Source organism: Methylophilus sp. Q8 (genome assembly GCF_000800115.1).
GTDB lineage: Bacteria > Pseudomonadota > Gammaproteobacteria > Burkholderiales > Methylophilaceae > Methylophilus.
Genome location: NZ_JUHE01000001.1, coordinates 2,660,533 through 2,684,981, shown reverse-complemented (window position 1 = coordinate 2,684,981; position 24,449 = coordinate 2,660,533). Strand labels below are relative to the sequence as shown.

Annotated in this window: 19 protein-coding genes and 1 other RNA gene; 13 read left to right on the top strand and 7 right to left on the bottom strand. The window is 50.8% G+C overall.

What is annotated here, in order from left to right:
- Positions 1-11 precede the first annotated feature (11 nt).
- The 8 genes from GQ52_RS12630 (at position 12) to GQ52_RS12595 (ending at position 7,435) form a co-directional block, all read left to right on the top strand.
- The gene (locus GQ52_RS12630; protein WP_019882156.1) at positions 12-599 is read left to right on the top strand and encodes a flavoprotein; all 588 of its coding nucleotides are present in this window, start codon (positions 12-14) and stop codon (positions 597-599) included.
- Between the two features lie 4 nt (positions 600-603).
- The gene (locus GQ52_RS12625; RefSeq protein WP_047518179.1) at positions 604-2,061 is read left to right on the top strand and encodes a DUF6513 domain-containing protein; all 1,458 of its coding nucleotides are present in this window, start codon (positions 604-606) and stop codon (positions 2,059-2,061) included.
- Positions 2,062-2,066: 5 nt separating this feature from the next.
- Positions 2,067-2,642, top strand: coding sequence for a DUF447 domain-containing protein (locus GQ52_RS12620; RefSeq protein WP_047518177.1), 576 nt, complete (start codon positions 2,067-2,069; stop codon positions 2,640-2,642).
- Positions 2,643-2,650: 8 nt separating this feature from the next.
- Complete coding sequence (locus tag GQ52_RS12615) at positions 2,651-3,358, top strand: (5-formylfuran-3-yl)methyl phosphate synthase (RefSeq protein WP_047518175.1); 708 nt, start codon at positions 2,651-2,653, stop codon at positions 3,356-3,358.
- Between the two features lie 138 nt (positions 3,359-3,496).
- Entirely contained in the window at positions 3,497-4,591 is a 1,095-nt protein-coding gene (locus GQ52_RS12610; RefSeq protein WP_047518172.1) for an OmpA family protein, read from the top strand.
- A gap of 104 nt (positions 4,592-4,695) precedes the next feature.
- Positions 4,696-6,045 (top strand): TRZ/ATZ family hydrolase, encoded by a 1,350-nt coding sequence (locus GQ52_RS12605; RefSeq protein ID WP_052179175.1) that lies wholly within the window; start codon positions 4,696-4,698, stop codon positions 6,043-6,045.
- Between the two features lie 35 nt (positions 6,046-6,080).
- Entirely contained in the window at positions 6,081-6,779 is a 699-nt protein-coding gene (gene ubiG / locus GQ52_RS12600) for a bifunctional 2-polyprenyl-6-hydroxyphenol methylase/3-demethylubiquinol 3-O-methyltransferase UbiG (protein WP_047518167.1), read from the top strand.
- Positions 6,780-6,790: 11 nt separating this feature from the next.
- A complete protein-coding gene (locus tag GQ52_RS12595) occupies positions 6,791-7,435 on the top strand; it encodes an HAD family hydrolase (protein WP_047518166.1) in 645 nt (214 codons plus the stop codon).
- Between the two features lie 15 nt (positions 7,436-7,450).
- Here the strand turns inward: GQ52_RS12595 and GQ52_RS12590 are convergent, their stop codons facing one another.
- From GQ52_RS12590 to ffs, 5 genes are all read right to left on the bottom strand, one after another.
- Entirely contained in the window at positions 7,451-9,832 is a 2,382-nt protein-coding gene (locus GQ52_RS12590; RefSeq protein WP_024930015.1) for an EAL domain-containing protein, read from the bottom strand.
- Positions 9,833-10,098: 266 nt separating this feature from the next.
- On the bottom strand, positions 10,099-10,698 hold the full coding sequence (recR, locus tag GQ52_RS12585) for a recombination mediator RecR (RefSeq protein WP_019882165.1): 600 nt from the start codon (positions 10,696-10,698) through the stop codon (positions 10,099-10,101).
- A 16-nt stretch (positions 10,699-10,714) separates the two neighbouring features.
- Entirely contained in the window at positions 10,715-11,023 is a 309-nt protein-coding gene (locus GQ52_RS12580) for a YbaB/EbfC family nucleoid-associated protein (protein ID WP_019882166.1), read from the bottom strand.
- 23 nt (positions 11,024-11,046) lie between these two features.
- A complete protein-coding gene (gene dnaX / locus GQ52_RS12575; RefSeq protein ID WP_047518164.1) occupies positions 11,047-12,864 on the bottom strand; it encodes a DNA polymerase III subunit gamma/tau in 1,818 nt (605 codons plus the stop codon).
- A 144-nt stretch (positions 12,865-13,008) separates the two neighbouring features.
- An RNA gene (ffs, locus tag GQ52_RS14020) (signal recognition particle sRNA small type) lies at positions 13,009-13,105 on the bottom strand.
- Positions 13,106-13,300: 195 nt separating this feature from the next.
- Between ffs and GQ52_RS12570 the strand changes: the two genes are divergently transcribed.
- From GQ52_RS12570 to GQ52_RS12560, 3 genes are all read left to right on the top strand, one after another.
- On the top strand, positions 13,301-15,109 hold the full coding sequence (locus GQ52_RS12570; protein WP_235273312.1) for a GGDEF domain-containing protein: 1,809 nt from the start codon (positions 13,301-13,303) through the stop codon (positions 15,107-15,109).
- 96 nt (positions 15,110-15,205) lie between these two features.
- Complete coding sequence (locus GQ52_RS12565; RefSeq protein WP_047518160.1) at positions 15,206-16,354, top strand: sensor histidine kinase; 1,149 nt, start codon at positions 15,206-15,208, stop codon at positions 16,352-16,354.
- Between the two features lie 78 nt (positions 16,355-16,432).
- Complete coding sequence (locus GQ52_RS12560; RefSeq protein WP_019882170.1) at positions 16,433-17,074, top strand: response regulator transcription factor; 642 nt, start codon at positions 16,433-16,435, stop codon at positions 17,072-17,074.
- Between the two features lie 74 nt (positions 17,075-17,148).
- Here GQ52_RS12560 and pgi read toward each other — a convergent pair whose 3' ends face one another.
- The gene (gene pgi / locus GQ52_RS12555) at positions 17,149-18,801 is read right to left on the bottom strand and encodes a glucose-6-phosphate isomerase (protein WP_019882171.1); all 1,653 of its coding nucleotides are present in this window, start codon (positions 18,799-18,801) and stop codon (positions 17,149-17,151) included.
- Between the two features lie 113 nt (positions 18,802-18,914).
- Positions 18,915-21,131: a 1,4-alpha-glucan branching protein GlgB gene (glgB, locus tag GQ52_RS12550; protein WP_200884059.1), complete on the bottom strand. Its 2,217-nt coding sequence runs from the start codon at positions 21,129-21,131 to the stop codon at positions 18,915-18,917.
- 217 nt (positions 21,132-21,348) lie between these two features.
- Between glgB and glgC the strand changes: the two genes are divergently transcribed.
- Together glgC and GQ52_RS12540 are read left to right on the top strand one after the other, a co-directional pair.
- Positions 21,349-22,671 (top strand): glucose-1-phosphate adenylyltransferase, encoded by a 1,323-nt coding sequence (gene glgC, locus GQ52_RS12545; protein WP_019882173.1) that lies wholly within the window; start codon positions 21,349-21,351, stop codon positions 22,669-22,671.
- A 41-nt stretch (positions 22,672-22,712) separates the two neighbouring features.
- On the top strand, positions 22,713-24,419 hold the full coding sequence (locus GQ52_RS12540; RefSeq protein WP_047518156.1) for a glycoside hydrolase family 57 protein: 1,707 nt from the start codon (positions 22,713-22,715) through the stop codon (positions 24,417-24,419).
- The last annotated feature ends 30 nt before the right edge of the window (positions 24,420-24,449 follow it).

Here is a 24,449-nt window from a genome sequence, read left to right as displayed (position 1 = left end):
AGTCCGTTGATATGAGTGCACAACGACTGGCCTGGGCAATTACGGGTTCTGGCCACTACTTGCGTGAATCATTGGCCATTCTGCAAACCTTGCAGGATGTGGATATCTATCTCAGTCGCGCTGCGTCTGAAATCATCCAGCAATACGGGTTCCAATCCGCGTTGGAAGCCACGGGTCACAAGGTCTATCAGGACAAAACGGCCAGCAGTGTGCCAGTCGAGCGCTTTTATGAAGGTGTGTATCACACACTGGTGGTTTCGCCAGCGACCTCTAATACCATCGCCAAAATGGCCTACGGATTTTCTGACAGCCTGGTGACCAACCTGTTCGCGCAAGCGGGTAAAACACGTGTACACAGCATTTTGTTTGCTTGTGATACTGCCCCAGAGCTGGAATCTGAAGCGCCGCGCGATCATGTCGTAAAAGTATTCCCGCGCCAGATTGACCTCGACAACGTGGCTAAGTTAAAGCAGTTTGCTGATACCACGGTGGTCGAGGATATGGCTGCTTTGCAAAATGCCATTATGCAGCGATTGGCTGCATGCCATGATCTGCATTTGCACGATGGCATACAGGTGCTAGATACGCTCACAGAGTAAACCCATGACACGGCTGCTGTTCCTCACCGGAAAACTGGCAGAACACAGTCTGCGCCAAATATTGCAGTCCATTCAGGCTGACAGTAAACAGTCTCCTTTCGAGTATGAAGTCAAACAAATTGGCGTGTCTGTTGCTGCTTTGATGACGCCGCCTTTAATTGCACGACGTCTGGCAAAAGTGGAGAATATAGACAAGGTCATTTTGCCTGGCTTATGCCAAGGCGATTTGGCACTGCTTGAGGCGCAATGGGGCGTGCCGGTGGAACGAGGACCAAAAGACTTGAAAGATTTGCCACAATACTTTGGCCAGCAAGGTAAAGCGCCAGACCTGACGCAACATAGCGTCACCATTTTTGCTGAAATTGTCGATGCACCAGACCTCACTGTTGCGCAAATTGTGGCTAAGGCCAGCCATTTTCAGCAACAGGGTGCGGACGTGATCGACCTGGGCTGTCTGCCGGGTAAAGCCTTTGCCCATATGACAGACGCAGTACAGGCACTGAAAACGCAAGGTTTTCAGGTCAGTGTAGATTCCATGCGCGATGAGGACTTACTGGCGGCGGGGAAGGCGGGTGCCGATTACCTGCTCAGTTTGCATGAAAAGAATTTGTGGATTGCTGATGAAGTCGCGGCCACGCCGATCTTAATTCCGGCAGTACCTGGCAGTTTTGCCAGCTTGCAACGTGCGATTGAGCATTGCTTAAAGCGCGGCCGACGTTTTATTGCTGACCCGATTCTGGATCCTATTCATTTTGGTCTGACTGACTCCATTGTGCGCTATCACAAATTGCGCAAAAAATACCCTGATATTGCCATCATGATGGGGGTTGGTAACCTCACCGAGTTGACCGATGCCGATACTACCGGCGTCAATGCCTTGTTGTTTGGCATGATCAGTGAGTTGAATATCAACGCCGTACTGGCAACGTCAGTGAGTCCACATGCCAGCGAAGCAGTGGCTGAGGCAGATGTGGCGCGCCGCGTCATGTATCGTGCCAGCCAGGATAAGCGCCTGCCGCGCGGCTATTCGAATGGTTTGCTTGGCTTACATGACCGCAAGCCGTTCCCTTATAGTGCTGAAGAAATCATGGCAATGGCGAGCCAGATCAAAGACCCCAGCTTTCGCATTATGGTGAGCGAGCAGGGCGTGCATGTTTATAATCGGGATGGCATTCAGCACGACACGGATCCATACCGTTTTTACCCGACATTAAACGTGCAGGATGACGCATCGCACGCGTTTTACCTGGGCGTTGAACTGGCGCGCGCGCAAATCGCCTGGCAGTTGAAAAAGCGCTATGTACAAGACGAATTGCTGGAATGGGGCGTGGCCTCGTTGCAACAAAACAAGAAAGCCAAAGTAGCCCACCGCGAGGCCTCTATCCAGGAACGTCTGGAGAACGCGCGCCCCAAATCTAATGACAATACAACGCCTGATAGCCCTACATCGGGCACGGAATAATTTTCATGATTTATGAAACGATAGTGACTAGCTGTTCGGTGGATGGTGATGTGCATGTCGCACCATTTGGTATTCAATGGCATGAGGGTAGAGTACTCATCATGCCTTTTAAACCGTCTACTACTTTGCAGAATATCTTGCAGACCGGCTTTGCCGTTTTGAATTTAACTGACGACGTACGCGTGTTTGCTGCGGCAATTGCCAGGAAAACCGCCTTTGCTACCGAGGCGATCGCTAGCGGTCAAGGCGTCAGGCTCAAAGATTGTTTGGCGCATCATGTACTCAGTTTGCAGCAGATTGAAGAGGATGATTTGCGTCCAAAACTGTGGATGCAAGTAGTGGAAAGTGTATCGCACGCACCATTTATGGGATTTAACCGCGCGCAGGCAGCGGTGATTGAGTTGGCCGTGCTGGTCAGCCGTTTGCATATGTTACCGGTTGAAAAAATCAGCCAGGAAATGCAGTACCTGCAAATCGCCATTGATAAAACGGCCGGGCCACGCGAGCAAGAAGCCTGGCAATGGCTGGTCGATTGTGTCAACAACCACTTGGCGCAACAAAGCGGCATGCAACAAGCGTGAGTCAGTCTATGCAAGTACTCGTGAGTGTGAATTCCGTTGCCGAGGCACAGCTCGTGCTGTCTGCCGGAGTGCCATTAATCGATCTCAAAGACACCAGTCATGGTGCATTGGCGGCATTGGATATAGATCGTTCAACTGCGATTATTGAGGCGATTCTCCAGCATAGGCAACAAACTGCGGCGACAGATATTGTCATCAGCGCAACGGCGGGCGATCATGGTGGCACGGTTGATGACCTTACGCAGATGATTACAAGCCGCCTGCAAATCGGGGTTGAGGTGATCAAGTTGCCAGAAGCTATCTGGGCTGAATCTCTCTATCAGCCAACAATTGTTGCCTTGCTTGCGCAGGGCCTTAAATTAATTGCTGTGATGCATCCTGACAGCCTGATGGCTGCCAATATGCAAGAGCGACTACAGACTTTGGCGCAACAAGGGTACTGGGGCGTGATGGTGGATACGACACAAAAATCACGCGCATTGCTAGAGATCGTACCTATCGCTGCGCTCGCTGATTTTGTGCAGGCCGCAAAATCAGCACGCTTATTCGTCGGCATAGCTGGCGGATTATTGCTGGCGCATATCGAGCCGCTGTCTACATTGGCGCCAGATTATCTGGGATTTCGCAGTGGTTTGTGCGAAGGCGCACAAAGAGCACAAGGCTTATTGGCAGAGCGCGTGCACAAGCTGATTGCAAGAGTGTCAGAAATTTGTTGAATAATTGGTCTCAAACCTAATAAATACGCCTTTGAGATGGCGCTTAGGGTTGCGTCTGTAGCGACCTTTGCGTATAGTTCAATTTGTAAGTTTTTTCAAAGATGTGGCAAAAAAGCCCAATAACGAAGGAGTCGATGAATGAAAAAAAGTTTTTTAGGCTTGGCAATTGCTTCTGCATTTGTGTTTGCATCGCAAGTTGCACAAGCTGAAGACATGTACCGTGGAGCTTGGTATGTTGTTCCAGGTGCAACCTACATGAACACTGACAATGATCTCGAAGCTGACAATGGCCGTGGCGGTTTTCTGTCTATCGGTAAAGAGCTGAGCGAGCACTGGGACATTCAAGGTCGTTTGGGCTACAACCGTGCTGATAATGATCTTGCCGGTGTGAGTGGTAAATACAAACAAACAGCTTTAGGTCTGGATGCATTGTATGTATTCAGCCGCGAAAAATTCCGTCCATTCCTGTTGGCAGGTCTTGGCGCAGCACGTAATGATGTTGATTACTCTGCTCCTGGTGCCGATATTGATGGTAAGAAAAATTCCTGGATGGCCAATGTAGGTTTGGGTGCTCAATACTTGTTTAACGATAAGTTCGGTATTCAAGCTGATTTGCGTCACCAGTGGAGCCGTGCAAAAGTTGATATCGCTGGCGTAGGTAGCGACACAGAAACGATTGGTAATACTTTGTTTAACTTGGGCGGTATCTTCCGCTTTGGCGCACCAGCACCAGTGGTTGCAGAGCCAACACCAGAGCCAACACCAGCACCATTGGCTGCGGTTGAGCCAGCACCGGCACCAGCGCCTGCTCCAGTGGCACCTGCTCCAGTATGTAAGCCACAAAACGAAACAGTAACCGTAAGCGCTGAAAAACTGTTTGGTTTCGACAAAGCTAACCTGCGTGAAGAAGGCCGTAAAGTTCTGGAAGAAACAGCTGCCAAGATCAAGGCTAACCCAGAAATTACTGCTGTGATCGTTACAGGCCACACAGACCGTATCGGTTCTGACGCTTACAACCAAAAGTTGTCTGAGCGTCGTGCTAAGCAAGTAGCTGATTACCTGATCGCTCAAGGTGTTGATAGCAATATCATCACTTCTGAAGGTAAAGGTAAAACTGAGCCAGTGGTTCAATGCGATGGCAAAAAAGTAAGCAAAAAATTGATTTCTTGCTTGCAACCAAACCGCCGCGTTGACATCCGCGCTGAAGGCACCAAACAAGTTGGTTGCCAATAATCAGAACTAGCTTCTGAATAAAAAGCCACGCGTCAGCGTGGCTTTTTTTATGCCGGTTGTTTTGAGTCAGCCTTTTGCATGACTGGCTCAGTTATAATTCTGCAATGGTTGATACACACTTTATTATTAAAGCACGCTGGGTGATTCCCATAGATGCGAACGTAGACGCGAACCATACCCTCTTAGAGCAGCATGCAGTGTTGGTGGAAGCCGGGCAAATTAAAGCCATTGTGCCCAAGACTGATATCCCGGCATGGGCAGCTGATTGGCCAGTGGTTGACTGCTCCCAGCATGTATTGATTCCAGGGTTGATTAATCTACACGCACACAGCAGCATGAACCTGTTAAAGGGATATGCTGACGATTATGCACTGATGCCCTGGCTCAATGAGCATATCTGGCCGGCAGAAAAGCAGTGGGTATCTAAATCGTTTGTGCATGATGGTAGCTTGCTGGCCAGTGCAGAAATGTTGAGTGGCGGTGTGACCACCTTCAATGACATGTATTTCTTCCCGCAAGCTACGATTGAGGCGGTGAAGCGAGCAGGCATGCGTGCCCATATTGGCCTGACCGTATTAGATTTTCCGACCAATTATGCAGCAACAGCTAATGATTACATCCGGCTAGGCACCGAGGTACGGGACCAATATAAAGCCGATCCGTATATCAGCTTCTCGTTTGCGCCACATGCCCCTTATACCGTGAGTGACCAGACATTTGAGCAAATCTCAACCCTGTCTGAACAGCTAAACCTCGGTATTCATACCCACTTGCACGAAACGCAGGCCGAGATCGCGCAAAGCCTGGAACAATATGGCGTGAGGCCATTGCAACGTTTGCGAGCACTGGGTGTGATTGGCCCGGCCACTGTATTGGCGCATGGTGTGCATCTTGAAACACAAGAGCTCGAATCATTATCGACATTAGGTGCACATATCGCCCATTGCCCGAGTTCAAATCTTAAATTGGCCAGCGGCATTGCGCCGGTCGCCGCTGCATTAAGGGCTGGTATCAATGTCGGTTTGGGCACGGATGGTGCCGCCAGTAATAACCGCGTCGATATGTGGCAAGAAATGCGCACGGCGGCATTACTTGCCAAAGTCGCAGATCAGAATGCAGAAGCCTTGCCTGCTTATCAGGCATTGGAAATGGCTACCCTGCATGGTGCACGTGCTTTGGGCTTGCAAGACAAGATTGGTAGTATTGCAGTCGGTAAACAGGCTGACCTGGTGGCAGTAAGGCTGGACGATTTAAACAGTTTGCCTTGCTTTGATCCCATTTCGCATTTGGTTTATGTTGCGGGGCGCGAGCAGGTTACCCACACCTGGGTAGGTGGTGCATTACGTTATCAGCGCACCGTGGACGGTCAAAGCCAGTTTGCAGGCATGGAAACTGAAGAATTACGGTCTATTGCATTGCAGTGGCAACTTAAGCTGCAATCCGCGCATAGCTAATCGCAGCAAATAAAGATCAAGCAAAAGGAGTGAGCATGGCGAATGTAGAAGCTGCAGAGGTAAACAAGTTTGCAGAGTTGGCGCATCAGTGGTGGGATATGCAAGGAGTATTCAAACCATTGCATCAACTGAATCCTTTGCGCCTGGATTATATCGATAGTCGCGCGCACCTCGCAGGTAAACAAGTACTGGATGTGGGCTGTGGCGGTGGTATTTTAAGCGAGTCTATGGCACTGCGCGGCGCACAGGTCACCGGTATCGACTTGGCAGAGAAGTCTCTGCAGGTGGCGCAACTACATGCCTTGGAAGCAGGTGTGACGCTTGAGTATCGCAATGTCGCAGTTGAAATTCTGGCGCAAGAAAAGCCGCAGGCTTTTGATGTAGTGACCTGCATGGAAATGCTGGAACATGTACCGGACCCTGCCAGTGTTGTGCGTGCCTGTGCTGCCTTGGTGAAGCCAGGTGGTCATGTTTTCTTCTCGACCTTAAACCGTAATGCCAAGGCCTATTTGATGGCGGTGGTTGGTGCAGAATATGTGCTGAATTTGCTGCCCAAAGGCACACATGATTACAGCAAGTTTATCAAACCTTCCGAATTAGCGGCATGGATGCGTCAATCCGGGCTGGAATTACAACACCAAACCGGTGTGACTTACCACCCGTTCAGCAAACAATATGCGCTGACGCTGGATACCAGCGTGAATTACATGTTGCATGCGATTAAAGAAGTCTGACAGGAAGTTAAATGCAAGCTGTTTTGTTTGATTTGGACGGGACGCTGGTTGATACCGCCCCGGATTTGGGTTACGCCCTGAATTTGCAACGGGAACGTCATGGCCTGGATTTTTTAGCGGATGCCACCATACGCCCGTATGCCTCACATGGTTCACGTGGCTTGCTTGAAATCGGCTTTGGTTTATTGCCTACCGATGCTCATTTTGAAGCCATGCGTACGGAATATCTGGACTTGTATACGCAAGTGATGACGCGTCAGCCTGTATTGTTTGACGGCATGGCCGAGGCCTTGCAGGCGATTGAGCAACGCGGCTTGCGTTGGGGCATCGTCACCAATAAACCACGCCGTTTTACCATGCCGATGGTGGCCCACATGGGGCTGGATGTCCGTGCCGGGGCCGTGATCAGTGGCGATGATGCGCCACAACCCAAACCCTCACCACAAACCCTGCTGCTGGCTTGCGAGCGTATGAATATAGATCCGCAAACCGTGTTGTATATTGGTGATGCCGAGCGTGATATACAGGCTGGCCAGGCGGCAGGCATGAAGACGCTGGTGGCCTTGTTTGGCTATTTGGCAAGCACTGACAACCCACAGGCGTGGGGTGCCGATGGCTGCATCCAGCAGCCTCAGGATTTGCTCGCGTATTTATAATCGCTGATCTGCACCTTACTTGCGTGCGCTGCTCAGCACAGCCATGGCCGCAATATTAATATCCGCGACCAGGATGCTTTCCAGCGTGCCTTGTTCATTGATAATTGGTAATGATACCGTGAGGCAGAAGTCTTCAGTCGCCGTAGACAGGTAAATGGTGGAAATATAAGGCGCATGTGACTCAGCCACTCTTTGGTAATACGCTTGCTGGCTGCGGTCTATGCCAGCACCGCCTGCCTTGATTTTTCCATACATATTCGGGTTGATCCAGTTGGCGTAACGCTGCACGCCATTCGGTTCGAGCTCAAAGATCACTTCAAAATAAGGGAATTCAGCAAAGCAGCTATCCAGATCATGTGACCCTGTTGAGCGCTGGATTTTCAATAACGATTGCAGGGCGGATAAGGCTCTCTGTTGCCAGTCAGAGTAAAACTCTTTTTTAGGTAATATGGTTTGTGGCGGGGTATCTTCTACCACTACGATACTGCCAAGATTGGCTTTGCCGATTTTCTTCAGCACGGCCGCGCGCTCGGCAGCCATGACGCTATTCTCCAGCAAGCCTTGTTTGCCATTCACCACCGCGATAGACACGCTGGCGACAGGGTGGTCTTTACCATCTTCGGTCGTGAAAAATCCACGCTCAAGATCACTGGCATCGTACAGGTGAACCGCTAAGGCCTGGAACTGGCTAATAATGTGCAGCAGGATATCGGTGAGTGTCGGGGCATTGTGATCGTAAATCAGCACAAAATCATCGCCGCCAATATGACCGACCATGACGCCGGTTTTGTCTTGAAATTCCTGGCGGATGATTTCAGACAATAATCGGATCATGGCATCGCCACGGATGAAGCCGTAGCGATCGTTGTAAGCTTTAAAGTGATCCAGGTCGATATACACTAACTGCGTATTGGGGTTGTTACGCAAGCTATTGTCCAGGGTCTGTCTTAAGGTCGGCCCGGTAGTGAGGTGGCTCAGCGGGTGTAGATTGCCGGTGGAGGCTTTACGGCTGATCAACTGGGCCATGATTTCCATGGGTTGCAGGATGCCGACATAGGCACCTTCTTCGTTCACCGTAATCCATATATCAGTATTGGCGCGATCGAGATAAAACAGTCGTGCAAGCACAGAAGAGGGGATGAGGTGATTAATCACCTTAGGCAGAGGATCGCAGCATGCGCCTAGTCCGGTGACTTTTTTGGAGAATACCTTGCCACGTCGTAATACGCCAAGTGGTGTTTTCCCATCAAGAACGACGGCGATAGCGACATCAATATGGATATTAAATAAACTTCTGGCTTCAGCGATTGAATTGCTGACATCAATGGTCAGGCCGTGACTAATGAACTCGCCAATGTGAAAGTCATCCGGCACGTGCGAGCGATGCGATTCGTCACGTGCAGGCAGCGCGGCTACCTGGTCGCTGGGGATGCTTTGCGGATGGGCAAAATAATGGCCTTGTGCGTAATGTAAGCCTAAGTCCTGGCAGTAGGTAATATCTTCTACGCGCTCCAGGCCTTCTGCAATAATGGTGCAGCCCAAACGTTGAGCCATGGAAATAATCGCTTCCAGCAGCACGGTTCTCACGCGGCTACCTTGTGCTTCATGCACAATTGCACGGTCTATTTTAATGAAATCAGCGCGGACTTCTGCCAGAATGCGCAGCCCGTTAAAGCCTGACCCCATATCGTCCAGGGCAATGCGCAGGCCATGCATGCGAATTTCATCGCAGTAGCGTGCCAGTACCTCAGGGTTGGTTTTCTCGCTTTCGACAATTTCTATGACGACATCACGTTTATCAATGTTTTGCTGTAGCAGAATTTGTAAGATGAAATCGAGCCAGCCAGGACTCATAATGGTTTGTGGCAACACATTAATAAAAATGGGTTTTTCCGCAGAAATGGATTGTGACTTACCAATCAAGGCCAGACGCTGGCAAGCCAGGTCTAACTCGTGGGTGCGCTTGACCTCGGCGGCCAATGCAAATGCTTCCATGCCGTTGAGCCACTTGCCTTCTGGTGTTTTAAGGCGGCACAACGCTTCAAAGCCGAATACTTTGCCGCCTTGGCCAAAATCGACAATCGGCTGGTAATGCATTTGCACATGCGGCTCAAGCTCAGACAATAACCACGGATATTTGTGCCGTGCGTAAAAGGTATTAAACGGCATGGTGGCCTGTAACGCTTGCATCGGGCCGATAGGCTGGTTGTCCTCAGAAACCAGCACCCAGGTGTCCTTAAGCGTATGCGCGGATTCCTCGGCAATCATCTGATCTAATATCTGCAATAGTTCAGCTTCAGTGTGATAACGCAACGATGTTTGATTCTGCCCTGAAAAGCGCGGGCTTTCCATGTTGGCATGACTGTTGGCATCGAAAATATGCAGAAATAGTTCCATGAAAAATCACTTTGCTTGTGAGAAGTTGGGTGCAGGCTTGCTTATGGCTAGACCTTACAGAGTCAGGCAAATACTGCGCTGGTTCTATGACAGGTCGCATCACTACTATAACGACAGGGGATGGAGTTTATTTGCGTGAAGAGCGGGCATAAAAGCCACGAAACAATCTAATTGTCTGCATCAAATTGGTGCGGAAAGCGCACGCGTATTAGGCCGTGTGCAGATGAAACGCTGTTGCTTGGGATGGAAACGGCTGGGTGAGTTGTTTAAGTGACTGACTTACGTTCCAGCAAAGCCGTGGATAAGGTGCCGCTGTCGACATACTCAATTTCACCACCCATCGGCAAACCGCGCGCGATACGGCTAACGCGGATGCCGCGCGATTTGAGCATCTGGCCAATGTAGTGGGCAGTGGCTTCACCCTCGGAGGTGAAGTTGGTGGCGACGATCACTTCGTGAATCGCGCTGTCTTGTGCGCGCTTGAGCAGGGTGTCGAGGTGAATATCTTTAGGGCCTATGCCATCCATGGGCGAGAGTTTGCCCATTAATACAAAATATTGGCCCTGGTAGCTGCGAGTATTTTCCAGCATCATGAGATCGGTAGGCATTTCCACCACGCATAAAATGGATTTGTCGCGGCTGCTATCCTGGCACAGGCTACATACACTATGTTCGCTAAAGTTGTTGCAGTAATCGCAATGGGCCAGTTTGTCCAAGGCTTGCTGCAAACTGGCCGCCAGTTTTTGTGCGCCTTCTCTATCCCGCTGCAACAGGTGATAGGCCATACGCGTAGACGACTTGGGGCCGACGCCCGGCAAGCAGCGCAAGGCACCAATCAGCTGTTCAAGTACGGCGGGATTGTTCAAGCGGGGTTTCCTGCGTTTAGAACGGCAGTTTGAAGCCAGCGGGCATCACGTTGCCCATTTTGGCTGTGCTGGTTGCTTCGGCCTTGGTTCTGGCATCTTTGAGTGCGATGAGAATCAGGTCTTCCAGTGTTTCTTTGTCATCCATCGCGGCGTCATCAATTTGCACGCGTTTGACATCATTGCTACAGGTCATGGTGATTTTGACCATGCCGTTACTGGCGATACCTTCGACTTCAGTGTTTGCGAGTTCGGCTTGTGCTTTCTGCATATTGGCCTGCATCATCTGGGCCTGCTTCATCATGTTGCCCATGCCACCTTTCATCATTGTCTGCTCCTAAAGTGTTGTGGTTAATGTAAGGGTTTTATTGAGTTTGGCACGATAGTCGCGCCCATTTCCTGCATCAGGCCTTGCACAAAGCGGTCAGCCATAATGGCTTCTGTGGCTTGATCCTGCAATTCGGCACGCTCAACGGCTAATTGCCTGGCAGGCGTATTCGCTTCTTGCCCAGTGACAATATTCAACTTCAGGCGGCGGCCAAAATGGCTGCTTAACGCGCTGTTAAGTTTTTCCAGGTAATTGGCACTGGCCAGATGTTTATGGGCTTCACCGATACGCAAGGTCATATTGTCTGCATCGTAGCTCACCAGTTCGCAGTTCTGCGCCAGTGCACGCACCAGCCCCAACTTGCTCAGGTGGTTTTCAACCAGCGCACGCCAGTTGCCATCCCATGCGAGTGAGGCTGAGTCACTCTGAGTGACTACCGGTTGTGAAAAGGCTTGTTGTGGAGTCTGTTCGATATCAGGTATCGCTTGCTCAGGCATGTCTGCTACATGCGTCGTCATAGCTTCTGGCGCTGCAGCGGGTACCGGAGCCGTAAACGTTTCTGCTTTCAACGCAGGCGCTGCCATATTCGGTGTAGCGGGTGTGACTGGCGGTGCAACTGCCTGAGTAGGCTCACTTGCAGCACTCATCTGGCGGCTTTGTGCCAGTGCTGCGCGGGCGCCACCGCCTGCATTGCCACGAGGCGTGCCTTCTGTGGGTGCGCTGCCGCCAGTGGCGGGTGCGGCTGATGGTGTCATGGCGTCTGCTTTAAACGCTAGCAGCCGCAGCAAGGTCATGGTAAAGCCGGCGTAAGCGTCAGGTGCCAGGCCAATGTCGCGGTGGCCTAGAATACAAATCTGGTAATACAGTTGCAGCATTTCCGCCGTGAGCTGCGAGGCCAGATCTAGCAATGTCTGGCGCTCTGGATGATCATCGGCAATGGCTTGCGGGCTGTATTGCGCCACAGCGAGTAAATGCAGCAAGGCCGCCAGGTCATTCAAGGCACTTTCAAAGCCAATGCTACGTGACTCCATCTGCTGGGCAATGCCAAGCAAACTTACCGCATCATTGGCAATCAGCGCGCGTAGCAGTTCGTATAAATAGCTCTGGTCAATTGCGCCCAGCATGCTGCGTACATCACTTTCGCGCACAGATTGATTACCGTAAGCAATCGCCTGGTCGGTGAGCGACAAGGCATCACGCATACTGCCATTGGCGGCACGTGCAATCAGTTGTAATGCTGGTGGTTCAAACGGCAGTTGCTCCTGGCCGAGAATATCCTGCAAATGTGCAGTGATCGTGCTACTAGCCATTTGGCGCAAGTTAAACTGCAAACAGCGTGACAGAATCGTGACCGGTACTTTTTGCGGATCAGTGGTCGCCAGGATAAATTTGACGTGCGCAGGTGGCTCTTCCAGCGTTTTCAGCATGGCATTAAACGCTTCCTTGGTCAGCATATGCACTTCATCAATCATATAGACTTTGAAGCGGCCGGAAGAGGGCGCATAAATCGCCTGTTCGAGCAGGCTGACCATGTCGGCAATACCGCGGTTAGACGCCGCATCCATCTCCACGTAGTCGACATAGCGGCCAATATCAATGGCACGGCAGGCTTCGCACTCACCACAGGGGGTGGCCGTGATACCAGTCACACAGTTGAGGGATTTGGCCAGGATACGTGACAGCGTGGTTTTACCGACACCTCGCGTGCCGGTAAATAAATAGGCATGGTGCAGACGTTGCTGGCTCAGGGCGTTGCTTAAGGCCTGAACCACATGGTCTTGTCCGACCAGACTACTAAAGGATTTTGGGCGCCATTTACGCGCCAATACTTGGTAAGACATCGCGCACTCTACTGATTAAATGCTATAAGGCAAACCCGTACTTTAGCTTAAATTGCCTGCTCATGCTTGACTCGATACCAACTAAATTAATGCGCGCTAAATGAATGCGTGTCTGGTGTAGGTCAATCAAAGGGCAATATGGGAAGGGGCGAGCCCAACCCCCGGCACTTGCTTGATAGTTGTGGCTGCTTGCTTCCGCACCTGACCAGGTTGGCTACCTTACAATGCGGGGAGGCCCGCGGCTGCTATTGTAACGCAAAAACTATTTGGCATAAGCTTCTTTTTAAATTGGCCATGACATGCGCTGCTTTTTCAAGCAGTGGAAATGACCAATAATCTACCTTCTTATAGTGGCATAACGCCCCGATTTTTCACTGCATAATGAGGCATATTTTTCATTCATTTATGATGTGATTCAAGGATGTGACTTAAGACTATGGCAGCCAACGGACCCTCCATGACCGCGTCGGAAATTGCCCGCGAAACCATTAAACAAATGGCCGTTCGCCGCGTAGAGCCGACCCCGGACAATTACACTCAAATTTATTTTGAGGTTGCCGGCAAGCCGGTTAAAGAAGATGCCGTTGGCGCATTGCGCAAAGCGCTTAAACAACTGCCGCATGATTCCCTGGAGCAGACCAACTGGATCAACCGTTGGGAAAAACTGCTCAAACAAGATAACTGGCAAGGGTTGGGTGAGTTGCTTACTGAGTCCATGCAGCAACAATTAAGTCATTCGACCAAATGGCCCAAAGCCATACGTACACTGCTGCAAGCCTGGGACGACAAGCGTAGCGGGGTTGATATCGCCAGAAAGCGCGAAACCCTGGAGCGCGTGCTGATCAACTTTGGTAACGACGAGTCACTGTCTGACAAACTGATCGGTATGGCGAATCACTGGCTGCCGTCTGATGCCGGCGGTGACGGCATTCCTTTAACCGATGGCACAGACACTGCGGCACCCGTAGCTGCGGTTGAGCCTGCCAGTACTGAAGGTTTGCCGAGTGATGTGCAGCAGTTTCATGGTGCATTTACCATCTTGCAAACCTCGCTAAAACAAACCTTGCAGCTCGGATTGATTCCGCGCCTGGAAGGCTATCCTGACTTGCAAACAGAGGCGGTTGCATTGCAGGAAAGCACCGAACGCGCTAAAAAGGTTAAAGAGTGGGAGGCGCTGGCCAAGTCACTCAAAGCCTTGTTGATGCGTGTGGAAGTGATTGGTGCCAAAGAGGATGATGTGCGTGGTGACATTATTGATTTGTTGCATTTGCTGCTCTCCAATATTGGTGAACTGGTGGCGGAGGATAGCTGGCTGAGCGGCCAGGTCTATGCCGTGCAATCAATTATCAGCGGCCCGCTGGATCGTGCCAAACTCAAGCAGGCAGAAAAAAGCCTGAAAGAGGTGGTCTACAAGCAGGGCCTGGTTAAGCATAGCCTGGTGGAAGCAAGAAACTCGTTTAAAACCTTGATTAGTACTTTTATTGATAAGCTGAAATACATGGGTGAGGCGAGTGAACTCTATAGCGGCAAAATTGAAAGTTATGCCCAGGAGCTTTCGCAGACCGATGACCTGATTAAAATTAATGAGCTGGTCAATCACTTGATGCGAGATACTTCTGTGATGCAGACGGATATCATGCGTTCACATGATGATTTGCTGAACCAGCAACGGGTGGCGACCGATACCCAGCAACGCATGGAGAAACTGCAGGAAGAGTTACAACAGTTAAGTGAGGTTGTCCGTATTGACCAACTCACTGGTGTACTCAACCGCCGCGGTATGGATGAGGCGTTTAGTACTGAAATTGCCCGCTATCGCCGCAGTGGCGAATTGCTGAGTATTGCTTTGCTGGATATTGATAACTTTAAAATGCTGAATGACCAACATGGGCATGCGGCAGGGGACTCTGCACTCAAACATCTGGCGGGTGTAGTCAAGCGCGCCGTCCGCCCGACCGATATCGTGACCAGGATGGGCGGGGAAGAGTTTGTCGTGATCTTGCCGAATACCAACCTGGAGGAGGCCGTCGTGACGATGAGCCGCTTACAGCGTGCGCTCACCAAAGAATATTTCCTTGGTAATAATCAGAAGTTGCTGATTACCTTTAGTGCAGGTGTGGCCTTGTTTAAAACTGAAGATGACGTTAATTCGATTCTGGCGCGCGCCGACCAGGCCATGTACCTGGCTAAAAAACGCGGTAAGAATCGCGTCATGACGGAAATCGACCTGCAAGCAAATCCTTAACGAACCTCGTGACTGGCCGGATACGCCAGTCATGACAGACATACCCAGCCTGGCGTGGGCATGATATGCTAATCGGCATCTTAAGCGAGGTGCCAAGTGTCCACTCCTGCCATCCATTCTGCTGCCGTCAGCCCCGCTGGCGCCAATTCACCTGCCGATAGTGTCAAAGATGCTTTGCATGAAAGCGAGCGCAGATTTTCTGCGATTGTGTCCAGCATCCCCGGCTTGGTGTTCCAAATGCATATGACTGCCGATGCGCAAGTGGTCTTTACTTACTTGAGTGAGGGCTGTGAGGCCTTGCTGGGTATCCCGGCAGCGGCGTTGTTAAAAGACGCACAAACGCTGTTTAATGCGATGGAAGAGCATTCAGCCAGTCAATTCAGGCATAACCTGCAAAAGTCGGCCAGGCAGCATAAACGGCTGGATTGGGAGGGCAAAATCTGGATCGCTGACTGGCAGGATATGAAGTGGGTCAATATTCGTGCCACCGTGCAGGATTTAGGCCATGGTGCCGTGCAATGGGACGGCATTATGCTGAATATTAGCCAGAGCAAACATGAGAAGCATGAAATTGAACAGGCCAGGCGTGATTTGCAGGCGCTTACGGCGCACATTCACCAGGTCAAGGAGCAAGAGCGCGTCAGTATTGCGCGCGAGATTCATGATGATCTGGGCGGCAATCTGACGGCGATGAAGCTGGGGCTGTCTACCATTATCCAGCAGATTGAAGGCGGCTTGCCCGTGAACCTGGAGCAGGCCACCATGTTACAGGCCATTATCAATCAGACCTTTGATGCCGTGCATAGAATCTCTGGTAACTTGCGCCCGAATATTCTGGACCTGGGCCTGGTGGATGCGCTGGAATGGCAAGTCAGCCAGTTTAAAAAGCAGTTGGGCGTGACAGCGAAGTTTGTCACTAACTGCCATGACCTGGAATGTGATGCCGATCAGTCCATGGCCTTGTTCCGCATTTGCCAGGAGGCCCTTTCCAATATCGCCAAATACGCGCAGGCAGATCAGGTGTCAGTCGAGTTGTCACTGGAAAAAGATGTGCTGTTGATGCGTATTGTTGATAACGGCATTGGCATTGCACCTGCGGATAAAATCAAACCGAATTCGTTCGGCCTGCGCGGTATGCAAGAGCGGGCGGCGGCATTGGGTGGAGAATGCCATATCGACGCTTCTGCCACTGGGCCAGGTACCTGCATTCATGTGCGCGCGCCATTGGTCACGGTTGCTTCGTGACAGAAGTGCGTATCCGATTTACAATCAATTAGATCATGCATGACATGACAGCCGTGCGAGCGAATTAGAGGGATCAGGGTGGATATACAAAAAATTAAAGTCATTATTGTGGATGACCATGCTATTTTACGTTCTGGGATCAAGCAGATATTGATCGCCAGTGGCGATATTGAGGTCGTTGGTGAGGCAGAAAATGTGGCGCAGGCGATTAAATGTGTCCGTGAGCTCGCGGCCGATGTCATGCTGCTCGATATCTCTTTGCCGGACAAAACAGGCATTGAGGCGCTGAAGCTGATTAAACGTGAAAATGCCGCGCTGAATATCCTTATGTTGTCCATGTATATGGAAGAACAATATGCCGTGCGTTCGATACGCTCTGGTGCTTCGGGGTATTTGTGCAAGCATACGGCTTCTGAGGAATTGCTGACCGCGATTCACACGCTGGCTAAAGGCAAAAAATACATTACACCCAACGTGGCGGAAATACTGGCGGAGCAGGTGGGGAATGACCATGCCGTGGCGCCACATGAAGCCTTGTCAGACCGTGAGTTTCAGGTCATGCGGCTGATTGCTTCCGGTAACTCTGTGAGTGAAATTGCGGATAAACTTGCTTTGTCAGTAAAAACGGTGAGTATGTATCGCACGCGTTTGCTTGAAAAAATGCACCTGAAGCACAATGCGGATATCACGCATTATGCAATTAAGAATCAGCTGGTCTAGTCGTTTAAAGCATGGTTAAAACGCAATAAAAAAAGGCCTCATTAAGAGGCCTTTTTTATTTATTAATCAAATTACTAGGATATTTTCTTCGCGTAATTGATTAAGCCGTTGGTTGAGCTGTCAAAGCTGGTCACCGCATCCGGTGTGGTCAACTGTGGCAGGATCTGGCTGGCAATTTGTTTGCCGTATTCCACGCCCCACTGGTCATAGCTGTTAATGTCCCAGATGATGCCTTGTACGAAAATTTTGTGTTCATACAGCGCGATCAGCTTACCTAAAGTGTAAGGCGTTAATTGCTTGAACACGATGGACGTCGTTGGGCGGTTACCTTCGAATACTTTGTGAGGCAGCAGATCTTCCAGCGCTTCGCCACTCAGGCCTTGTTTTTCCAACTCGGCACGAGCTTCTTCACGCGTTTTACCCAGCATCAGTGCCTGGGTTTGTGCCAGGAAGTTAGCCAGCAAAATTTTGTGGTGCTGGTCATCCGGGCTGCCAATTTTGTAATGGCTGTTAGCTGGCATCAAAAAGTCCGCTGGCACCATTTGCGTACCCTGGTGGATCAACTGGTAAAACGCGTGCTGGCCATTAGTACCTGCTTCGCCCCAGATGACCGGGCCGGTTTTGTAGCTGACACGGCTGCCATCACGGCAAATGAATTTGCCATTACTTTCCATGTCTGCCTGTTGCAGATAAGCTGCAAAGCGTGACATACCCTGGTCGTAAGGCAGGATAGCGTGTGTATCGACGTGGAAAAAGTTGTTATACCAGACACCGAGGAGGGCCATGATGACTGGCATGTTTTGTTCCAGCGGTGCAGTCTGGAAGTGCTGGTCCATGGCGTGACCACCAGCCAGTAACTGTTCAAAGTTGTCCATGCCGACATACAGCGCAATGGATAAACCAATCGCAGACCACAGGGAGTAGCGACCGCCAACCCAATCCCAGAAAGCGAACATGTTGTTGGTATCGATGCCGAAGGCTTGCACAGCGGTAGCGTTGGTAGACAGCGCCACAAAGTGCTTGGCCACGTGTTGGTCTTGTTTGGCTGCATTGAGGAACCAGCGACGTGCAGAGTGTGCATTCGTCATGGTTTCCTGGGTGGTAAAGGTTTTAGACGCCACAATAAATAGCGTGGTCTCAGGGTTGCAGTTCTCCAGCACACGCATCAGGTGCGCGCCATCAATGTTGGAGACAAAATGTGCTTTCAAGTCCGGGCTGGCATAAGGCTTCAATGCATCGCAAGCCATGACCGGGCCGAGATCTGAGCCGCCAATGCCGATATTCACCACGTCAGTGATGCGTTTGCCAGTGTAGCCAGTCCATTGACCGCCACGTACTTGCTCGGTAAAGCTGCGCATTTGTGCCAGCACGGCATTGACGTCAGGCATCACATCCTTGCCGTCGACCAATACAGGCGTGTTGCTGCGGTTGCGCAGGGCAGTGTGCAATACGGCACGGTTTTCAGTGATGTTGATTTTTTCACCACTGAACATGCGGCTTCGCCATTGCTCGATATTGGAGTCACGCGCCAACTGGAACAGTTGTGCCAGCGTTTCTTTGGTGATGCGGTGTTTCGAGTAGTCGAGCAGGATATCTTCGACGGTTAAGCTGAACTCTTCAAAGCGTTTTGGATTTTGTTTGAACAGGTCGCGCATTTGAATATCGCGCATTTCAATTTGATGCTGGTTCAGCGCGTGCCAGCTCGGGTGTGTGGTTAGTTTTGCCATGTTATGTTGTTGCTATCGTTTTCAAGTCAATTAATTTTATAGGGCGCGCAAACATTCAGTCTGCGCTGCCAAAATCTTTACTGCAAGCTTGCATTTTTAGCCAGTTTAACCAGCTATTGTAACTGAAGTATGACACCAGCCAGCGGCGGCAAGTTAAGGCTGATAGAGGCCGGATGTTCCATCCATGGGACGGAATCGCTTTGACAGCCATGACCATTACCGAAATTGCTGCCACCATAACAAGCGGCATCACTGTTTAACACTTCCTGATAGTAACCCGATTGTGGTACGCCCAAACGATATTGATGGCGCGGTACTGGTGTGAAATTTAACACTATTATAACAAAACTATGGTCATTGCCGCGTCTGATGTAGCTCAATATTGACTGGGTAGCATCCTCGCAATCTATCCACTGAAAGCCTTGCGCGTCAAAATCATGCGCATGCAGGGCAGGATGCTGGCGATAAAGTGCGTTCAGGTCGCGGTTTAATGCCTGTATGCCTCCATGCAAGGCATGGTCAGGAGTTGATGCTTCGAGCAAATGCCAATCCAGGCTCTGGTTGACGCTCCACTCGCGGCTTTGACCAAATTCGTTACCCATAAAGTTCAATTTCTTGCCTGGCATGGTCATTTGCATGGTTTGTAACAGCCGCAAATTAGAGAATTTTTGCCAGGCATCCCCGGGCATTTTCTCCAGCAAGGACTTTTTGCCATGCACCACTTCATCATGCGAGAACGGCAGCACAAAGTTCTCGGAGTAAGCATACATCTGCCCAAAAGTCAGCCGATTGTGATGATATTGGCGGTATACCGGATCCAGTTGCATATAGGTCAAGATGTCGTTCATCCAGCCCATATTCCATTTCATACTGAATCCGAGGCCGCCTGCATACACCGGGCGGGATACCGCCGGCCAGGCAGTAGACTCTTCAGCAATGGTAAGCACACCAGGAAAACGCTCGCCAACCATCATGTTGAGTTGCTTCAGGAATTCAATGACATCAAGGTTTTCGCGGCCACCATAAGCATTTGGCAACCACTCGCCGTCTTTGCGTGAGTAGTCGAGATAGAGCATGGAGGCGACTGCGTCCACGCGGAAGCCGTCAACATGGAACTCTTTTAGCCAATAGTAGGCGTTGCTGAGCAAAAAGCAGCGCACTTCATTGCGGCCATAATTGAAGATATAGGTGCCCCAGTCCATATGCTCGCCCAGCCTGGGGTCGGCATGCTCATAGAGGGCCGTACCATCAAAACGCGCCAGTGCCCAGTCATCCTTGGGGAAGTGTCCTGGCACCCAATCAAGGATGACGCCGATATTGGCCGCGTGGCAGCGATCAATAAAATATTTCAAATCATCCGGATTGCCATAGCGTTGGGTGGGGGCAAAGTATCCTGTGACTTGATAGCCCCATGATTCATTGAGTGGATGCTCGGCAATGGGCAATAATTCAATGTGGGTGTAACCCATGTCAGTTAAATGCGGAATCAGCGCATCTGCCATGGCGCGATAGCTCAGGAAGTGGCCATTGTGGTCGCGTTGCCAGCTGCCGAGATGCACCTCATAGCAGTTAAAAGGCGCATGTAACCAGTCACGCTGCTGGCGTTGTTCCTGCCAGCTGTCATCTTGCCAGGTGTAGTGGCTCTCGCAGATACGGTTGGCGGTGCCTGGCCTGGCTTCAAAGGCTTTGCCATAGGGGTCGGCCTTGACCATGATATGGCCATGTTCGCGATTGCGGATTTCAAATTTATATAAATCGTGCTCGGTCAAATGTGGAATAAATAATTCCCACACGCCACTGCTACCGAGTACGCGCATGGCATGTACGCGGCCATCCCACTGGTTAAAGCTGCCAACGACGCTGACACGCTCAGCATTCGGGGCCCATACTGCAAACCTGACGCCAGGCACAGCATTGACCGTCATGGGGATGGCGCCAAGTGTGTTGTAGGCCTCAAATAATTTGCCTTCGGCAAACAGGTGCAAGTCGTCTGCTGACAGGGTGCTGCCTAAGCTGTAGGTGTCGAACGTTTCATAGCTGGATGCCTGCTTATGCAATTGTATTTTGAGTGCAACCGGCGTATTGACAACTGTGGCTGACTTGTAAAGAAACAGGCCTTGCGGATGGCTGAGTGTCATGGCTTGCCAGGCATCATCGACCTTCACCCAAACCTTGTCGGCATTCGGCAGAAAAACACGTACATGCCATGGGCCTTGCTGGCTATCTGCATGTACACCCAAGTATTCAAAAGGGTTGTGATGTGTCGCGTCTAAAATACGTTGCAGATGCAAGGTGTCGGGATGGGGAGTGGCTGAAGGTTTGACTGTCATGCTAGCAATGTCCATTTGACTAGCCTCAATCCTATCAAAAAAAGTTAAGATTTACGTCATTTATCGCTGAAAATATCGTTGTCTTTACCCGAATTATCATGCAGACTGTGGGTGTCGGACCTGCGGTTACCAAGCGTTGTGTCGTCTCTACCGGAACGCACATCGCTGCGCATGACTTCGGGCTGATTTTCAGGATCAGAAAAACAGGAACAGCATCATGTCTCAAGCAGCAGAGTTTATCGAACGTCGTAAAAGCAACCGGCGGCAAGAACGTCCTTCTGACCGCTTTATCAGTAACCTGACAAAAAATACCGTCGCGATTATCCTGGCCGGTGGCCGTGGTAGCCGATTGAAAAACCTGACTGATTGGCGAGCGAAGCCGGCAGTGCAGTTTGGCGGCAAGTTCCGTATTATCGATTTCCCGCTATCTAATTGCATTAACTCTGGCATCCGCCGCATTAATGTCGCCACACAATACAAGGCGCAGAGCCTGATTCAGCACGTGCAGCGTGGCTGGGGCTTCTTGCGTGGCGAGTTTAACGAGTACGTCAACATCATCCCGGCACAGCAGCGCTTAGGCGAAGAGTGGTACAAAGGTACGGCAGATGCCGTATACCAAAATATCGACTTGTTGCGCGAGAATGGTGGCGAATATATTCTGGTGCTGGCTGGTGACCATATTTATAAAATGGACTACGGCAAAATGTTGGCCACACATGCGCGCAGCAATGCGGATATGACGATTGCCTGCATTAATGTGCCACTGGAGGATGCCAAAGGCTTTGGCGTGCTGGAGGTAGATAGTACGGACAGGGTGGTGGCGTTTGATGAAAAACCGGCGCATCCCAAGCCGACGCCCAATAACCCAGAGGTGGCGTTTGCCAGCATGGGTATTTATGTGTTTAACGCCAAATTCCTCTATGAACAGTTGATCCGGGATGCTTACGACCGTAAGTCCAACCACGATTTCGGCCAGGATATTATTCCCTATATCATCAAGAAATATAAAGTGCAGGCACACCGCTTTGTCGATAGTTGTGTCGGTGCGCAAAGCGATAATTATTACTGGCGCGATGTCGGTACGATCGATGCTTACTGGGAAGCCAATATGGAGCTGACCAAAGTGATTCCGGAGCTGAACCTGTATGACAGTGACTGGCCGATCTGGACTTATCAGGAGCAATTGCCACCGGCCAAGTTTGTGTTTAAAGACGAAGGACGTACTGGTAAGGCAACGGATTCACTGGTGTCTGGCGGTTGCCTGATCAGCGGCTCATGTGTCTCTAACTCGGTATTATTTTCAGGCGTGCATGTCGCTGATTATTCCGATCTGGATGGTGCGGTCGTACTACCAAAAGTCAAGATCAATGAAGGCGTGGTCATGCGTAATGCCGTGATTGACCGTGGTTGCGAGATTCCGGCCGGGATGCATATTGGCGTCGATCTTGAGCGTGACAGAAAGCGTTTTTATGTGTCTGAAAAAGGCATTGTCCTGGTAACGCCAGATATGCTGGGACAGGATTTGTACCGTGTGAAGTAATATCAATTGAGATGAGGTAACGATGGAAAAGAGGTTGAGGGATGTCCGATAAAAAATTGCTGTTGAATCTGTATTGGCACATGCATCAACCTGACTATCGCGACCTGGTCACCGGCGAGTATGTGCTGCCGTGGACCTACCTGCACGCACTCAAAGACTATAGCGATATGGCCTATCACCTGGAGCAGAATGCGGCAGCCAGAGTGAGTTTCAATTTTGTGCCGATTCTGGTTGAGCAGTTACAGGATTACGCTGACCAGTCGCGCACAGGTGAATGGCGTGACCCCTTGTTGCGCTTGCTGGCGAACCCGGATCTGGACAATATTACCGATGCCGAATGCCAGCTCATTGTAGACAGTTGCTTCAAGGCGCATCATGAAAAGATGCTGAGCCCGTTTCCGCATTACCAGCGCCTGCTGAAATTGTACGAACTGGTAGCGCCCATCATGCAAAACGGGCAGTTTCATTATCTATCAGCGCAATATAAAGCGGACTTGCTGGTCTGGTACCACCTGGCGTGGACGGGCGAGGGATTGCGGCGCAAAAACAAAACTGTGCAGGCACTGATGCAAAAGGGCTTGCTGTTTACGCTCAAAGACCGCCAGGCATTGCTGGGTGTGATCAGCGAAACCTTACAGGGCATTTTGCCGCGCTACCAGGCCTTGTTGGCAAAAGGGCAGATCGAGATGTCTACCACGCCTTACTACCATCCGATTTTGCCCTTGCTCATCGATTTGAAGAGCACACGCGATGCCATGCCGGAGGCGCCTTTGCCACATTCGGCGAATTATCCTGATGGGTATACACGGGCCATTGCCCATGTAGAGGCCGCCCAGCACTATCATGAAAAAATCTTTCACCAAAAGGCGCTTGGCATGTGGCCAGCCGAAGGCGCTGTTTCGCATGCGGCATTGTCGTTATTAGCCGAACAAGGTGTCGCTTGGGCCGCGACCGGACAGGGTGTGCTGGCCAATAGTTTGCGCAAATTGGGCCTGCCGCATGAGCAGCCGCAAGATTACCTCTATCAGCCATACAAAATCACCAATGGCCAGCAAGATATCGTCTGCTTTTTCCGCGACGATCACCTGTCTGACAAAATCGGTTTTGAGTACTCCAAGCAATATGCCAGCGAAGCTGTACATGATTTTGTGCAGTCGCTGGAGCACATTCTTGCCCACAGCGAAGATGAAACGCCGGTGGTCAGTGTGATTCTGGATGGCGAAAATGCCTGGGAGTATTACCCATACAACGGTTTTTACTTTTTGCAGGAGCTATATCACGCCCTGGCGACGCATGCTGATATCCAGATGACCACGTTTAGTGATGTGCTGGCCATGCAGCAAGCCAAGCAACTGCCGGAGCCCAAGTTGTTGAATGATATTTGTGCCGGTAGCTGGGTTTATGGCACCTTTAGCACCTGGATCGGCGAACCGGCGAAAAACCGTGCCTGGGATTTGCTGTGTGAAGCCAAACGGCAATATGACCAGCATGTGCATGAGTTATCTGCGACTGCCAAACAGAAATGCCAGCAACAATTGGCGCTTTGTGAAGGCTCTGACTGGTTTTGGTGGTTTGGCGACTACAACAATGCGCAAAGCGTGCAAAGTTTTGACCAGCTATACCGCCGCAATTTGAGCAACCTCTATCAGTTGCTGGGCCTGGTGCCGCCAGCGCATTTGTCTCAGCCCATTAGCCTGGGTGGCGGTGACGCCGAGAATGCCGGCACCATGCGTCGCGGGCAATCCTGACCGATTTTATTTTTTCTGAATGCCAATCTC